The organism is Methanoculleus sp. UBA291, assembly GCF_002499755.1.
GTDB classification, from domain to species: domain Archaea; phylum Halobacteriota; class Methanomicrobia; order Methanomicrobiales; family Methanoculleaceae; genus Methanoculleus; species Methanoculleus palmolei.
Genome location: NZ_DANC01000056.1, coordinates 8879 through 23023 on the forward strand (window position 1 = coordinate 8879; position 14145 = coordinate 23023).

A 14145-nucleotide genomic window follows, 5' to 3' on the forward strand; every position below is an offset into this window, starting at 1 on the left:
TGGAAACTTTTAGGATGACTTCTGGGTTTCAGGTGCGGAACGCACCGACGAGCCTGTGGACTCGCTCCCGCTGGGGAGGGGGATGAAACAGGAAGCCCCGCCCTTGAGGGCGGGGTAGTTCACGCGATAAAACTGATCGATACGCTCTTTGACCGCCCCATCATCACGATAGGGCAGGTGGCGGAGGAGTTGCGGATCAGCCGTCAGGCCGCAACCAACCTCGTGGGTAAATTCGAGAAGATTGGAATCGTGGAGGAGATTACCGGGAAAGAACGATATAAACAGTACATGTTTGTGGATTATGTCAGGATTATCGAGGAAGGCACGCGAATATAGTCCGGATCTTGCAGGCGGGCAAGACCAATCGGCTGGTGCGCCCGGGAACGTGTCATCCGGGCAGGGCTGCCGGGCGGCAGGTTATACCTCTCGCTTTCCGGTATGGCGCTCCACCTGCTTCTCAGGGCGTTCTGCCGCGCTTCACACTTACGACAACGACAATCGTCCCGATAATGAAAGCGATGGCTACCGTCGCCGCCGGGAACGGGGATTGGCCGACAATCTCTTCGCAGGTCGCGACGCAGAGTAGAGGGCGCACCCGGAGAATCCCTGTACCCTGCAGAAACCATATAACCCCTCCCAAAACCGGCACGTACCTTCGCCCCGTTTGACGTCAGATTTCCGATCTGACCCCCGGAAGAATGAAGAGGGAGACTCCCCCCACCCTCTTACCCCGGCAACGGGCGGTTCAATCCCGCCGGCCGCTATGGAGATACCCGGAGACCCTGAAGCGAGATCACGCCTTAACCAGCGGGTAGTTCGCCGCCTCCCAGCCGATGGTGCCGCCGAGCAGGTTGATGACGTGCCCGAAACCGTGTTTCTGGAGAATGCTTGCCGCAAGGCTTCCTTTGAACCCGGCATCGCAGTGAACGACGACCTGTTTCTCCCCCGGGACCTCCGCGAGGTGGTCTTCCAGGTATCCGACGTAGATGTGGTGGGAGCCCAGGATGTGGCCCTCCTTCTCCCGGTGGCCGATTTCGCGCACGTCGAGAATATACACCGAAGGATCGTCCAGGTGCTCCGCGAGGTCGGAAGGAGACCAGGTGCCGGTCCTCTCCATCCGCTCGCCCTGCTTGAACCAGGCGGCAAACCCCCCGGAAAGGTATCCCGCGATGTTGTCGTAACCGAGCCGGACGAAGTGGCGCATCACAGGGCCCAGGTCCAGATTGAAATCGTCCACGAGGACGATCGGGTCCTCGTAGTTCAGGTAGTAGCCCATGTAGAGGGGGAGCCCCCCGCGCCAGATGTTGATGGTTCCCGGGATATGTCCGCCGGCAAAACTCGTCGGGGACCGGATATCGACGATCTGTGCTCCCCGCTCCAGGAGAGAGCGGACCTCCCGGGCCGAGTAGGCACGCAGGTACGGCAGGCTGTAGATGAGGGGCGGGCCGTACCTGTTGAGCCGGTGCATCATCTCAAAATACGGCGGCTCGTAGAGTTGTTCACCCATCTTATACTCGACGAACGCTTCCTCATCCATCGAGAGCAGCCGGTTTGTCGCCGCTTCGTATCCGATGGTCGTGTACTCCCGGTCGCTGATATTCCCGCCGCAGACCGAGCCGGCGCCGTGGGCGGGGCAGACGATCACCCCGGCGGGAAGAGGGAGGATCTTCTCGTGCAGGCTTGCATAGAGGAACTCGGACATCTCCCGCCGCCGGTCCTCGCCGGCAAGATCGGTCCTCCCGACCTCGCCGGCAAAGAGTGCGTCGCCGGTAAAGATCATCAGCGGGTCGTCGGAGACGGACCGGTCGCGGAGGAGAAGCGATATGCTCTCCGCCGTGTGGCCGGGCGTCTCCAGGACCTCGATCTCGAGCGGCCCGACCCTGAAGGTCTCCCCTTCCCGAACAGCGGTGCCGAACCCGAACGCCTCCCGCGACCCGTGGAGGATCTCCGCCCCGGTCGGGCGGGCGAGCTCCCGGGAGCCGCAGATATAATCCTCGTTTTTGTGCGTCTCAAAGATCTTTGTGATCTTCATGTTCCCGCGCCCGGCGGCGCTCGCGTAGATCCGGCAGTCGCGTCTCGGATCGATGACCGCCGCCTCCCCGCCCGCCCCGACGATGTAGGAGTTGTGAGCAAGGATCTCGGACTTAATCTTCTCAAACAGCATCGGCATTCATCTCCCGGAGAACAGGTTCCGCTTCCCGTTCCGATACGGCCGGGATGTGGATGAGAGATATAAAAGATTTCCGGGAACCGGGGAGAAAGGGGCGCTACTCCCGGGCGCCCGAACACCGGTCGTCGCGGACGGGAACGGGCCGCTCGCCTGCCGCCCGTGCGGTCCGGATCGCAAGGATGCTTCCCACCGCCTTGAACGCATCCTCAAGCTCCTCGAAGTTCGGGACCCGGCAGGTCCGGAGGACGCGCAGGCCGCTTCGGATACTGTCGCCGCCGAGCATGCAGCCCATCACCATCTTCCCCGTGTTCCGGGAGAACCGGACGATCTCGTTCGCAACATGCGCCGGGTCGATGAGCGTGGTCGGCACCGCGATCACGAACGCAATATCCCAGAAATCCTGGTGCCGGATCAGCACGTCGAAGAGGGCGGCGAACCGGGCGGCGTCGGCGTCTCCGAGGATGTCCAGGGGGTTTGCGTGGTTCCAGAACGGAGGGAGGAACGCATCGAGTTCGCGGAGCACGTCGTCGGGGAGGTCGACCATCTCGACACCGTGGGTCTCGGCGTAGTCGGAGGCGAGGACGGCGAACCCCCCCGCACTGGTGACGGCGATCGCGCGTCCTCCCTGCGGGTAACCCCCGAACGCCAGGAGTTCGGCCAGGTTGAAGGCGTCCCGCAGGCTCCGGACCGGGATCATCCCCGCCTGCCGGAACGCCGCGACGTAGACGTCGTAACTCCCGGCAAGCGACCCGGTATGGGACGATGCCGCAGCCCTGCCCTTCCGGGACGACCCGGACTTCACCGCGACCACCGGCTTCCTCCCGACGACCTCGCGCGCCATCTGCATAAACCCGCGCCCGTCCTGGATCTCCTCGATATAGAGGGTGATGGACCGGGTCATTCGGTCCTGCTCGGCGAACCGGAGGTAGTGCTCGAACCCGAGGTCCGCCTGGTTGCCGACGCTGATGACGCTTGAGAACCCGAACTCCTCCGGAAGGCTCCAGTCGACGACGGTAGTGATGACCGCACCGCTCTGGGAGATGAAGGCAACGTCTCCCGGTTTCGGCGAGACCGGGTCGAATGTGGCGTTGATCCCCATATGAGGCATCATGACCCCGAGGCAGTTCGGGCCGATGATCCGGGTCCCGTAGCGGCGCGCTATCGCCGCTACTCTCTCCTCGAGTTCGGCACCGGCGCCGCCGGTCTCCCGAAACCCGGCGGTGACGATGATTGCGAGCCGAACCCCTTTCTTCCCGCACTCCTCCATCACCCCGGGGACGAAGCGGGCCGGCACGGCGATGACCGCCCAGTCGACCGGACCCGGGATCTCCGTAACGGAGGGGTAGACCTTCCGCCCGAAGATCTCGCTCCGGACCGGGTTGACCGGATAGAGGCTCCCGGGAAAGGAGAGCAGGTTCCGCAGGACGGAGTAACCCACCTTGTTCGGGCTTGCGGAGGCGCCGATCACCGCAATGGACTTCGGGAAGAAGAGGTCCGGGGGCGCCCCGACGCTCTCGCGGGCGGTCCCGACCCCGGCGGCATCCCCGACGATGATCCTCGCGTCGACGACGCTCGCCCCCTTTTCGTAGACGATCACCGGGTTGAGGTCGAACTCCCGGATTCCGGGGTTTTCGGCGAAGGTGCGCGCCATTGCGGCGATGACCCGGACAAGCGCCTCTTCGTCCTTCGGGGGCTCCCCGCGGTATCCCCGGATGAGTCGGTAGCCCTCGATCTCGCGGATCATCTCGCGAATCTCATCGTCCGTGATGGGCAGCACCCGGATGGAAACGTCCTCCAGGTGTTCCACCAGTTTCCCGCCGAGGCCGAACGTGACAACCCTGCCAAACGACGGATCGGTCTTTCCCCCGATCAGCACCTCGAGCCCCGCGGGCATCTGCTTCTCGACAATGACACCGGTGACGGCCGCCCCGGGAGCGCGGGCGGCGCTGTTCCTCATGATGGTCCGGAAAGCCTCTTCGGCCTCCCCGGGCCCCTCGACCCCGGGGATCACCCCGCCGACATCGCTCTTGTGGACGATCTCCGGCGAGACGACCTTCATGACGACGGGGTAGCCCATCTCCCCGGCGGCAGCCCGCGCATCGGCGGCGCTGGCGACCAGGCGGTGGGGCGGCACGGGTATCCCGCACGAGTCCAGCAGGCGATAGCCTTCGGGTTCGGTTAACATCCTCTCGGGCACGTATTCCTCCTCACGGTATGCCGGTGTCCCTGTACACGGGATTGGTTCGACCGCTCATAATAATTGTCCGGCTCCGGAAACGGGCTCGCCTGTATATGATGCTACGAATGAGAGTTAAATCATATCGAGTGTTTCCCAATTCGACAGATATAATAAACAATGTTACGAGTATTTGTACAGGTATGTCACCATTCCGCTACACCGGATCGCTCGCGGCCGCCATGGTCGCTGCCCTCGTTCTGCTGATGATCGCCGCCGGGTGTACCGGCACCGGAACCACCGGTCCGACCGTCGCTCCGGGCGACACCAACCGGACTGCCTCGATCACCGACGGCTTCGGCCGGAACGTCACCGTCCCCGCGCCCCTGGAGAGCGTTGTCTGCTCGGGCTCGGGGTGCCTCCGCTACCTCGTCTACCTGCAGGGCCAGGACCTCGTCGTCGGCGTCGACGACATCGAGAAGAAGGAGCAGGCGATAGAAGGCCGCCCTTACGCTCTCGCCTATGGGTCGCAGTTCAAGGACCTCCCCCTGATCGGTGAGTTCAGGGGCAAGGACGACCCCGAGAAGATCCTTGCGGTCAACCCGCAACTCATCTTCAAGACCGGTTCGAGCGGAACGGCGTACGGAACGAGTGCCGCCGAGGCCGACAAACTCCAGGAGAAGACGGGCATCCCCGTCGTGGCGTTCCCGTACGGTTCGCTCAGAAACGACGCCGAGAAAGCCGAGATGTACGGCGGCCTCCGCACGATGGGCCAGGTCCTCGGAAAAGAAGACCGGGCCGAAGAGGTGATCGCCTACATCAAGGAGACGATGGCCGACCTTGAGCGCCGGACCGGCGACATCCCCGAGGAAGAGCAGAAGGCGGTTTACGTCGGCGGCATCTCCTCGGCAGGCGCCCACGGGATCATCTCAACCGAACCGGCCTATCCGCCGTTCCTCTGGGTGCACGCGAAGAACGTCGCAGCCGGCCTCGGTACGGCCCACGCCGATGTCGCAAAAGAGGCCATCGTCGACTGGGACCCCGAGTACATCTTCATCGACGTCGGCACCACCCAGATGGAAGGCGGCGGGGCGATCGGCGAACTGAAGAACGATGCCGCGCTGCAGGGCCTCTCCGCGTCGAAGAACGGCCGGGTCTACGGTGTCCTCCCGTACAACTTCTACAGCACGAACTACGAGACCGTGCTTGCCGACGCCTACTTCATCGGGAAGACCCTGTACCCCGACCGGTTTGCCGACGTCGATCCGACAGAGAAGGCGGACGAGATCTACACCTTCTTCCTCGGCAAACCGGTCTTCAGCGACCTGAACGGCCAGTACGGGAACCTCGGGTTCACCGGGATCACGCTGTAAGCAGGGCGCAATGCGGGGAGAGTCCGAACGTGAACAGGAGGGTATGACGGCATGCACTTTGCAGGCGGGGCCATCCCGGCGGATTACATGGGATACGTGCGGAAGAAGCACCTCTGGATCCTCGGGGGGGTCCTCCTCCTCTTTCTCCTCCTGATCGTATCCATCTCGGTCGGTGCGGCCGGCGTCCCTCCGTACGACGTCTTTCTCTCCCTCGTGAACGGTTCCGTCGACCGGATAACTGCGTTTCTCCACCCGGGGCTGCCGCTTCCCGAAGTGTCGAGCACGGACCGGATCGTCTGGAATATTCGTCTCCCGCAGGCGCTTGCCGCAATCGTCGCCGGGGTCGGGCTCTCGGTTGCCGGGGTCGCCATGCAGTCGATCCTCAGAAACCCGCTCGGGTCGCCGTTTACGCTCGGCATCTCGAACGCCGGCGCCTTCGGTGCGGCCGTCTCGGTCATCCTCCTCGGCACGGGAGAGATGCACTCGACGGTTGCCGACGCCGTCACCCTCAACAACCCCTACCTGACGACGATCGTGGCATTCATCTTCTGCCTCCTTGCCACCGGGGTGATCCTCGCGATCTCCCGGGTGCGCGGGGCGTCCCCTGAGGTGATGGTGCTCGCCGGCGTCGCCATCTCCTCCCTCTTCACGGCAGGGACGATGTTCCTCCAGTACTTCGCCGACGACACCCAGCTTGCCGCCGTCGTCTTCTGGACGTTCGGCGACGTCAGCCGGGCCTCCTGGCAGGAACTCGGGATCATGACTCTCGTCGTTGTCGGAGCCAGCGTCTTCTTCTTCGCGAACCGGTGGAACTACAACGCTATCGATGCCGGCGACGAGACGGCAAAGGGGCTCGGCGTCAGCGTTGAGACGGTGCGCAACGTCGGTATGGTCGTCGCGGCGCTCGTATCCGCCGTGATCGTCTCGTTCCTCGGGGTCATCGGCTTTGTAGGGCTTGTCTGCCCGCACATGGTCCGAAGGATCATCGGCGACGACCAGCGGTTTCTGGTCCCGGGCTCCTGCGTCATGGGAGGAATCCTCCTCCTCGCCTCGGACACGGTCGCCCGGGTCATCGTCGCGCCCTACATCCTCCCGGTCGCCGTGCTCACGGCGTTCCTCGGCGCTCCGGTCTTCATCTATCTGCTTCTCGTGGGGTATCGGCGATGATCCTGGAGGTCGACGGCGTGGCCTTCACCTACCGGAGCGCTCCGGTCATCCGGGAGATCACGTTCGATCTCGAACCGCACCAGGTCCTCGCGATCCTCGGGCCGAACGGCGTCGGGAAGACGACGCTCTTAAAGTGCATGAACGCCATCCTGCGGCCGGGGGCCGGGTCCGTCCTTGTCGACGGAACGGACCTCCTCAGGACGGATCGGATGGAGATCGCGCGGAACGTGGGCTACGTTCCGCAACGGTGCGAAGCGGGCAGGATGACCGTCTTCGACGCCGTCCTCCTCGGCCGGCGGCCGCATATCGGGTGGAACGTAACGGATGCGGACCTCAAGGTCGTCGAATCAGCCATCCGGATGCTCCGCCTCGAGGACCTGACGCTGCGATATATCGACGAGATGAGCGGCGGAGAACTCCAGAAAGTGAGCATCGCCCGGGCGCTGGTGCAGGAGCCCCGGGTGCTCCTCCTGGACGAACCCACAAGCAGCCTCGACCTCCGGAACCAGCTGGAGATCCTCGGGATCGTCCGGCGCGTGGCGGAAGAGCACGACGTCGCCGCGGTGATGACGATGCACGACCTGAACATGGCGCTCCGCTACGCCGACCGGTTCATCCTCTTAAAGGACGGCGTCATCCACGCCGCCGGAGGCCACGATGTGGTGACGCCGGAGACCATCGAGGCGGTCTACGGCGTCCCGGTCACGGTCGAGCGCTACAACGGGTTCCGGGTCGTCGTTCCCCTGGCACCGGAGAGCGCCCTGTGAAATATATATAGGTCCGCCGTCACCGATATGCCAGCCGGGCATATGGTGCTAGCGACGGTTATCGAGATCGCCGGGCTGGCTCTCGGGACGTTCGGAGCGCTCTTCATCGTCTACGGGGCGGTAATCGCGATCGTCGAACTCGTGGCGCGGGAGACCCGCATCAGAGAGCGGAGTTACCACGACATCCGGTGGGTGTTCACCACGCGCATCCTGATCGGCCTCGAGTTCTTCGTCGCCGCCGACGTCTTGAAGACGATCCTTGAGCCGACGCTCCAGGACCTGGCCGTCCTCGGGTCGCTCGTCGCAATCCGGACCGTCGTGAGTTATTTTCTCGGAAAAGAGGTGAGCGAACTTCCGGAGGACCGAAAGATGTGAGGAAGAGCGGGGGGTTACCCGCGCTTCTGGTTCTGCAACGCCGTGAGGTAGGCGTGCGCCTTGTCGACGACCTTCTTCGAGTTCCCGAAGGTGATCACCCGGAGTGCTTCGTCGTGCGGGAGCCACCGATAGGCGACGTGCTCGTCCGAGAGCGTCACCTCCTTCTCCGGGGTCTCGATCAGGTAATAAACGACCTCCTTGTAGACCGTCCGCCCCCGGCGCTGGAAGAAGTAGTGGATCTCTTCCCGGAACCCCGGAATGAACGCTGCACGGGTGATCCCGGTCTCCTCTGCAAGTTCGCGGAGCACGGTCTCTTCCTCGCTCTCGCCGCGCTTGCCGTGTCCCTTCACCAGGTCCCAGTGCCCGGCCCCATACTGCAGGAGGAGGTACTGGAGGTCCGTATCCCGCCGGAAAACAACCGCTCCGCACGATCTCTCTCTCGTCATTGTCCTTTCAGTCCTGTATCGCGGGCCCCCCGGCCTTCCGCAAGTTCGCGCCCGGCGACCCGGAAATCCTCTTCCAGGGCCTCCCGGTATGCCGGGTTGTAGAGCGCGGCGGCGGGGTGGAGGGTGGGGATGAGGCGGACCGGGTGACCGAAGAGGACCGCCGGGTAGACGGTCCCCCGGATCTCCGTGATCCGGTCGAACTCCACGGGCAGGAAGGAGAGGATATACCTGCTCGAGTGCCGGCCCAGCATCACGATCACCTTCGGCCCGACGATCCGGATCTGCTCCTCGAGGTAGGGGGTGCAGGCCCGGATCTCCTCGTCCTCTGGGTCGCGGTTTCCGGGAGGCCGGTGCTTGACGATGTTGGCGATGAAGACATCGTCCCGCGAGAGGCCGATCCCGGAAAGGAGACACTCGAGGAGTTTTCCCGCCCGTCCCACAAACGGCCTCCCGGTGAGGTCTTCCTGCTTCCCCGGCGCTTCGCCGATGAGCATGAGGTCGGCCCCGACTGCCCCCTCGCCCGGGACCGCGTGATGCGCGTCCTCAAAGAGGGGACACTTCCGGCACTCGCCGATAACGGCGGCAAGCCTCTCCATCGCTACCTCTCTTCCCGTTTCCTCTACCATGCCCAACTATTGACGATAACGCGTATAACCTTCTTATGCATTGTGTTTTGCGGACGGCGGCATGCACGGCACGCCGCAGGCAGCGGCACCATTTTTACGCCCATGGAGACCTATTTTGAGTGAAGAAGCGATCTGAAAGGCCCGACATGTAACTTCCCGGCACAGAAAAGGTATATAGAAGAACGCCTGAGCTCTCCATCGTGGATAGTGAAAATCTGTAACGAAACGACAATCCTCTATCTTTACCCGTCATACGCGATCATCGACATGGGAGGGATACTTGACTGCCCCTCACCCGGTTGTGACAACCGTCTCCATGCTGTACGTCTTGGGGATTACGGTCGGGAGAGCCGAAGCGACGGCGCAGGCCCTCGGACAGCATCGGTCTCCCTCCCCGGCAGCAGCGAGTGGCGCATCATCCTTTACCGTATCTCCGGGAATGCTTGCCGAACAAGAGTTGGTGTCTCCACTATGAACCTGGTTCTCTCCTCCGCCTCCATCCCGGGAGACGTGATCTCCCCGGTCACTTTCGAAGATATCCCGGGTACGTGTCCGGAAATGTGACAGAAAAAATAAATAAATCGACGTCTATCTCATGGTGTGGGCGCCTCGATGATGCGTCTGCAAAAGTTCGTGGGGTCCCTCCATCCCCGGTTGCCGCCCCGGATGATAGAACCCCGCATGCCCGGAGGCTAATGAGATGTACGCATTCCGTGTACTTAACACGTGTGCCTCTCCTGCCTCCGGTAAACGAAGAAGGAGTTGAAACACATGAAAAGAAAAACTGGAATTCGGGCATTCTCCCTGCTCCTGGCACTGCTGCTGGTGAGCGTGGGGGTTGTGCCGGCGGTGGTATTTGATGAGAGGGATGAAGAATTATTTTCCCTTTCCTTTGAGGAAGGAAATACTGTAAATCTTAATGGCATGAAATTACCTGAACTTCAGACAGATTACTCACAAGAGCAAGTGATCATAACCGCTGAACTGAGTCCGGTGGAAAGTTCTGGTACCTCTGATCTGACAATTCATGAAATCCCTTCCGGCTCGATTATCTATCACACAATGGACGGTATTACGCGGGTTTACAGCTCAGATGGAAAGCAAATTTTATCTGCAGTCGATTCTATGGCTAAAAGGGTAGCCACACCTCGTGGCTTTAGACCTGCAACATTTGTCTCTCAGGTCCCCTCTGGATCGCACGTGATCCACCAAGACGATGTTACGTATGTCTTCCATAATGGTGATTTAATTCTGACCGTGTTGAGTGATCAGCCGCGTGAGTATAACGAAAGTCTTCAGAGGAACGAGTATATGGATGTAGGTGGTTTCAATGGATGGATCGAATATGCGTACAAGAATGTTCCACAGATAACGCAATTTGATGCCTACTGGAAAGCTCCAACGTGCCCCCCGTCCTCTGAATTCGCGGAACCGGTATTTTTGTTTAATGGGATCCGTACACCCGATGAAACTGCAATAGTACAGCCAGTATTAGAATATAACCAGCCGATTACCGGCCAGTACTGGACGGGATGTTGCTGGACATTAAAAGATGGCATGCAGGACATTCATAGCGATCGAATCACCATTTCCACAGGAGATACGCTAAAAGGGGAACTTCACTGGAGTAGCACCTCCGGTCAGTGGTATATCCAGATATCCGATATTACTACAGGTGAGGCGATGTCTCTATGGTCGGATTATGTTCCTACTACAAACGTTCAGGTTGATGTGACTTTGGAAGGATGGAATATTGATGGCAATTCAGATGTTCCAGGAGATACAAGGTTTTATGACATGGTTTATAAAAACAATGGAAACTCGATATCTGTAAATCTGTATCGATATATCGCATCGAGTGCACCGTTAACTGGGCTGAATGTCGAATTCATCTCCAATCCGACTGAAGTAGTATTGCACACCGCGAATTAAGGACAAATACGAAAAGAAGGTTATCAACGATGAACCTGATTCAAAAAAAGGCGCTTCTTGCCGGGATACTGTTCTTCGCGCTCCTGTTGACTCTTGTTTCAGCAGGCTGTTCTCAGAGGGGAGAGGGATCGAGTGCACCCGTCGTCACGCCGTCGGCCGCACCCTCACCGCAGCCCGGCGATCTCGACGGGATCGTCGCGCGGTACCGGGCATCCTACCCCTCCCCGGACAACGGCACCGGTCCCGAACCCGAGCCCTGCGGGACGTATGTAAAGACCGGAGAGTTCGTCGAAGCCGTCGGCGGGCTCTTTGACCTCGTCCGGGAAGACGCCGCCGTCGGCCGGGTCCTTTCAGACGGGGGCGAGATCGCAGGCGTCGTTGTCGTCTGTCCGCCATCCGCCGCGGCCGAACCGGAGGGCCCGGGGTGCTACCCCGCGGTCCGCGTCAGGTACGGGGAGGTGACGATCGACTACCTCGTCAACGTCGACTGCATGCGTATCGAGAGGACTTCCGTCGAGGTTCCGGCCGGATACCTCACGCATACGGTCGATAACGTGACTTACGTCGTCCATGACGGGGACGTGGTGCTCGCCCTTGAAGGTATTGCTCTGCCGGCCTCCGGGTAAAAATCGGAGGTGTAAGGCGTGGAAATTATGCGCACCAAAAAAGTATGGCCGGTATTGCTGATGCTTCTGCTGGCCGCTTCGGTGCTGCTACCTATCGTAGGTGCAACTGCAACAACGGGGGAATCGCATTAGCATGGATATCCAAATTTTCCGGAAGAAGATCCGTTGATTCTGGAACTTGCTACGGCAATGGGGACTACCCCCGAAGGCTCGACGTGGCCCTGGGACATTGATGACGGTATCGATGAAGTGTGCGCGAATCATGGATATTCTTCGATGGATTCAAGCGACGATGCCTGGATGACGTTTGATGAGGTAAAAAGTGAGTGGATGCACAGAGGCCCTTTGTTCTCAGCCTGTGGAGCGGCGGCACGCCTATAGGGGGAGATGAACCTTACGGTGATCACAGCGTTGCCTGTGTTGGCTACCACGACTATACGGAGGACTGGGTGTCCATACATAACACATGGGATACTCAGATCCGCAACAGAGTCTATGGGGATTGGTTGGGTGCCATGGCTACCTGGGTGAGACCCTGACCTCCCCCCTTTATCACGGAGAGATCCGATGGAATTCCTGGAAACCGACAGAACCGGCAAAATTGCACTCGTTCTCCTCCTGATAGCCGTCGGTGCTTCCGGCGCCCTTCTGCTTTTCGACCTTCTCATGATCGGTCCCGGGTATCCTCCCCCCGAGGCTCTGCAGAAATGGTATATCCCGGAGCCCCGGTATGAGTACGCGGAAAACGGCTCAGTCGTCGTGAATAGAACGATCGAGGGAGATATCGTCCTGATCGGCGATATTGAAGAAGGATGCCCGTCCCCGTTTCCGGATCTCTCCCGGTACTGCAGTCATGCCGTGTACCTTGATACCGGAACGGATGATCGGTACCTGGTCGTCAACTGGTACTTCGACGAGAGTGCGGATCTCCTGCAGGCGGAGGAGGATCTCTGCAGTCATCTTCAGTCGTCAGGGAACGTCGCTTCCGCTGAGTTGATCCTCCCTCGAGAGACCGACGGATCACCGGACGGGTCGATCATTAGTCCCATTTCCGTAACAAAGTTCGAGAGCGAAGCATTATCCGGCTATTTCACCGTTGTCGAGAAGCCGCTATCCCCGGGACACGATGACTACTTCATCGTTTACTACGGAGTTTTCGGACCGGCCGTTCTTCCGGAGCAAACGGCAACTCTCGAAGATCTTATGCTCTGGAGTTACTCGCTCGACGGCGCAAGGCCGCTCGCACCCTGCACGTAGAGGGACGCCTGCCTTATGTTTTTCACCGTTCGGCGCGGCGCCATTTTCACGCCCATGGATGCCTGTTTTGGGTGAGGAAGCGATCCGGAAGGCCCGACATTTAGCTTCCCGGCACAGAAAAGGTATATAGAAGAACGCCTGAGCTCTCCATCGTGGATATCGAAAATCGGTATCCCGACATGCGCGGGGGGTCCACCCGCGAGGTAGCGAGCCCGAATGGGTGAACGTCCCGCATGCCCGGAGGCAACGGGAATGTACGCATTCCAGGTACTTAACATGTGTGCCTCTCCTGCCTCCGGGGACTGAAAATGGAGTTGGAACGCGTGAAAGGAAAAACTGGAATGCGGGCATCGAACTGCATACAACCACAGCCGGGGTGCCTCGTCGCCTGTGCCCTTGAAGGCTGGCATATCGACGACAACAACGATGTGCCAAGCGATACGCTCTTCTACGACATGGAATACAGGAGTTATGGAACGCCCATGAGCATCAGCCTGGAGCCATGGTATTCGACCGAGGTTCCCTCCGAGATCGTGCGATACTGCCAGGTGGAGATCATCCAGAACCCATCACGGGTTCGGCTCAATACTTTCAATTGGTAGTGACAGGATGAAACAGACCCTCTTTCTCCTTTTTGCGCTGGCTTTCCTCGTGTTCGGCGCCGGGTGCACCGACCCGGCGGAGACCAGTATGCCGGAAAATGTCACGCCTACCCGTGCTATGTCTTCGATCACCACCACAACGAGCGGGTGGTGATGGTCTACAACGAAACGACGATCTTCTACCTCTACCCCTCCTATGGGAGAGAGTGGTATGAAAACGTGGAGATGCAAAGATGAAACGGATCTTCATTCTCTCTCTTGCACTAGTGTTCCTGGTATTCGGAGTCGGTTGCGTCGATTCCTGGGGCACAGACACACCGGAAAACGCCACCATTCCTCCGATCCTCCACTACGAGCGGGGGAATGTCTCGATCTCCGTCAACACCTCCGAGATCCCGGTAAGAAGGTTCGACGTCAACGTCACGGAGGTGATCGAGATCGTCCTCACCGACCGGCGGGCCGGGGTCCTGCTTGAGAACGGCTGGAACATCACCTCGGTCCGGGCGGGCTTTGCAGAGGAGGACCCGAACCGGGAGCACATCGACGTGGAGTTCCAGAGCGATGAACTGCCGCTGTCGTTCTTCATCGAAGTGGACGAAGAAGAGAAGCAAACCGGCAAAGGGCGTTG

Annotated in this window: 16 protein-coding genes; 11 read left to right on the forward strand and 5 right to left on the reverse strand. The window is 60.4% G+C overall.

Annotated elements, in window-relative coordinates; genetic code table 11:
* Positions 1 to 135 precede the first annotated feature (135 nt).
* Positions 136 to 336: a helix-turn-helix domain-containing protein gene (locus tag BP737_RS13435; protein ID WP_292408219.1), complete on the forward strand. Its 201-nt coding sequence runs from the start codon at positions 136 to 138 to the stop codon at positions 334 to 336.
* Positions 337 to 457: 121 nt separating this feature from the next.
* Here the strand turns inward: BP737_RS13435 and BP737_RS13440 are convergent, their stop codons facing one another.
* The 3 genes from BP737_RS13440 to BP737_RS13450 form a co-directional block, all read right to left on the reverse strand.
* Positions 458 to 595, reverse strand: coding sequence for a hypothetical protein (locus BP737_RS13440; RefSeq protein ID WP_292408184.1), 138 nt, complete (start codon positions 593 to 595; stop codon positions 458 to 460).
* Between the two features lie 198 nt (positions 596 to 793).
* Positions 794 to 2164: an MBL fold metallo-hydrolase gene (locus tag BP737_RS13445; protein WP_292408187.1), complete on the reverse strand. Its 1371-nt coding sequence runs from the start codon at positions 2162 to 2164 to the stop codon at positions 794 to 796.
* A 103-nt stretch (positions 2165 to 2267) separates the two neighbouring features.
* Positions 2268 to 4367, reverse strand: coding sequence for an acetate--CoA ligase family protein (locus BP737_RS13450; protein ID WP_292408190.1), 2100 nt, complete (start codon positions 4365 to 4367; stop codon positions 2268 to 2270).
* 182 nt (positions 4368 to 4549) lie between these two features.
* On the opposite strand from BP737_RS13450, the gene BP737_RS13455 reads away from it, so the two are divergent.
* From BP737_RS13455 to BP737_RS13470, 4 genes are read left to right on the forward strand one after another with little or no spacing between them, the layout of a single operon-like run.
* Positions 4550 to 5719 (forward strand): iron ABC transporter substrate-binding protein, encoded by a 1170-nt coding sequence (locus BP737_RS13455; protein ID WP_292408192.1) that lies wholly within the window; start codon positions 4550 to 4552, stop codon positions 5717 to 5719.
* Positions 5720 to 5770: 51 nt separating this feature from the next.
* Complete coding sequence (locus tag BP737_RS13460) at positions 5771 to 6886, forward strand: FecCD family ABC transporter permease (protein ID WP_292408195.1); 1116 nt, start codon at positions 5771 to 5773, stop codon at positions 6884 to 6886.
* Complete coding sequence (locus BP737_RS13465; RefSeq protein ID WP_292408199.1) at positions 6883 to 7653, forward strand: ABC transporter ATP-binding protein; 771 nt, start codon at positions 6883 to 6885, stop codon at positions 7651 to 7653. Before BP737_RS13460 ends, BP737_RS13465 begins: the two co-directional genes overlap by 4 nt.
* 42 nt (positions 7654 to 7695) lie before the next feature.
* A complete protein-coding gene (locus tag BP737_RS13470) occupies positions 7696 to 8028 on the forward strand; it encodes a DUF1622 domain-containing protein (protein ID WP_292408202.1) in 333 nt (110 codons plus the stop codon).
* Between the two features lie 14 nt (positions 8029 to 8042).
* Here BP737_RS13470 and BP737_RS13475 read toward each other — a convergent pair whose 3' ends face one another.
* Both BP737_RS13475 and udg read right to left on the reverse strand, forming a co-directional pair.
* On the reverse strand, positions 8043 to 8474 hold the full coding sequence (locus BP737_RS13475) for a bis(5'-nucleosyl)-tetraphosphatase (RefSeq protein ID WP_292408205.1): 432 nt from the start codon (positions 8472 to 8474) through the stop codon (positions 8043 to 8045).
* Positions 8471 to 9100, reverse strand: coding sequence for a type-4 uracil-DNA glycosylase (udg, locus tag BP737_RS13480; RefSeq protein WP_292408207.1), 630 nt, complete (start codon positions 9098 to 9100; stop codon positions 8471 to 8473). Before udg ends, BP737_RS13475 begins: the two co-directional genes overlap by 4 nt.
* 771 nt (positions 9101 to 9871) lie before the next feature.
* Here udg and BP737_RS13485 point away from each other — a divergent pair.
* From BP737_RS13485 to BP737_RS13510, 6 genes are all read left to right on the forward strand, one after another.
* On the forward strand, positions 9872 to 11032 hold the full coding sequence (locus BP737_RS13485) for a hypothetical protein (RefSeq protein ID WP_292408210.1): 1161 nt from the start codon (positions 9872 to 9874) through the stop codon (positions 11030 to 11032).
* Positions 11033 to 11061: 29 nt separating this feature from the next.
* Complete coding sequence (locus BP737_RS13490; RefSeq protein WP_292408213.1) at positions 11062 to 11658, forward strand: hypothetical protein; 597 nt, start codon at positions 11062 to 11064, stop codon at positions 11656 to 11658.
* Positions 11659 to 12225: 567 nt separating this feature from the next.
* The gene (locus tag BP737_RS13495; protein WP_292408216.1) at positions 12226 to 12915 is read left to right on the forward strand and encodes a hypothetical protein; all 690 of its coding nucleotides are present in this window, start codon (positions 12226 to 12228) and stop codon (positions 12913 to 12915) included.
* Positions 12916 to 13238: 323 nt separating this feature from the next.
* Positions 13239 to 13517 (forward strand): hypothetical protein, encoded by a 279-nt coding sequence (locus tag BP737_RS13500; protein ID WP_342686264.1) that lies wholly within the window; start codon positions 13239 to 13241, stop codon positions 13515 to 13517.
* A 63-nt stretch (positions 13518 to 13580) separates the two neighbouring features.
* Positions 13581 to 13754, forward strand: coding sequence for a hypothetical protein (locus tag BP737_RS13505; protein WP_342686265.1), 174 nt, complete (start codon positions 13581 to 13583; stop codon positions 13752 to 13754).
* The coding region (locus BP737_RS13510) for a hypothetical protein (protein WP_342686266.1) at positions 13751 to 14145 on the forward strand (395 nt) is incomplete at its 3' end. The genes BP737_RS13505 and BP737_RS13510, both read left to right, overlap by 4 nt.

What these genes read in the sequence shown, in the direction of transcription:
- BP737_RS13445 (WP_292408187.1), bottom strand. Translation starts at nt 2,164, where the DNA reads ATGCTGTTTGAGAAGATTAAGTCCGAGATCCTTGCTCACAACTCCTAC.
- BP737_RS13455 (WP_292408192.1), top strand. Translation starts at nt 4,550, where the DNA reads ATGTCACCATTCCGCTACACCGGATCGCTCGCGGCCGCCATGGTCGCT.
- BP737_RS13460 (WP_292408195.1), top strand. Translation starts at nt 5,771, where the DNA reads ATGCACTTTGCAGGCGGGGCCATCCCGGCGGATTACATGGGATACGTG.
- BP737_RS13465 (WP_292408199.1), top strand. Translation starts at nt 6,883, where the DNA reads ATGATCCTGGAGGTCGACGGCGTGGCCTTCACCTACCGGAGCGCTCCG.
- BP737_RS13470 (WP_292408202.1), top strand. Translation starts at nt 7,696, where the DNA reads ATGGTGCTAGCGACGGTTATCGAGATCGCCGGGCTGGCTCTCGGGACG.
- BP737_RS13475 (WP_292408205.1), bottom strand. Translation starts at nt 8,474, where the DNA reads ATGACGAGAGAGAGATCGTGCGGAGCGGTTGTTTTCCGGCGGGATACG.
- udg (WP_292408207.1), bottom strand. Translation starts at nt 9,100, where the DNA reads ATGGTAGAGGAAACGGGAAGAGAGGTAGCGATGGAGAGGCTTGCCGCC.
- BP737_RS13485 (WP_292408210.1), top strand. Translation starts at nt 9,872, where the DNA reads ATGAAAAGAAAAACTGGAATTCGGGCATTCTCCCTGCTCCTGGCACTG.
- BP737_RS13490 (WP_292408213.1), top strand. Translation starts at nt 11,062, where the DNA reads ATGAACCTGATTCAAAAAAAGGCGCTTCTTGCCGGGATACTGTTCTTC.
- BP737_RS13495 (WP_292408216.1), top strand. Translation starts at nt 12,226, where the DNA reads ATGGAATTCCTGGAAACCGACAGAACCGGCAAAATTGCACTCGTTCTC.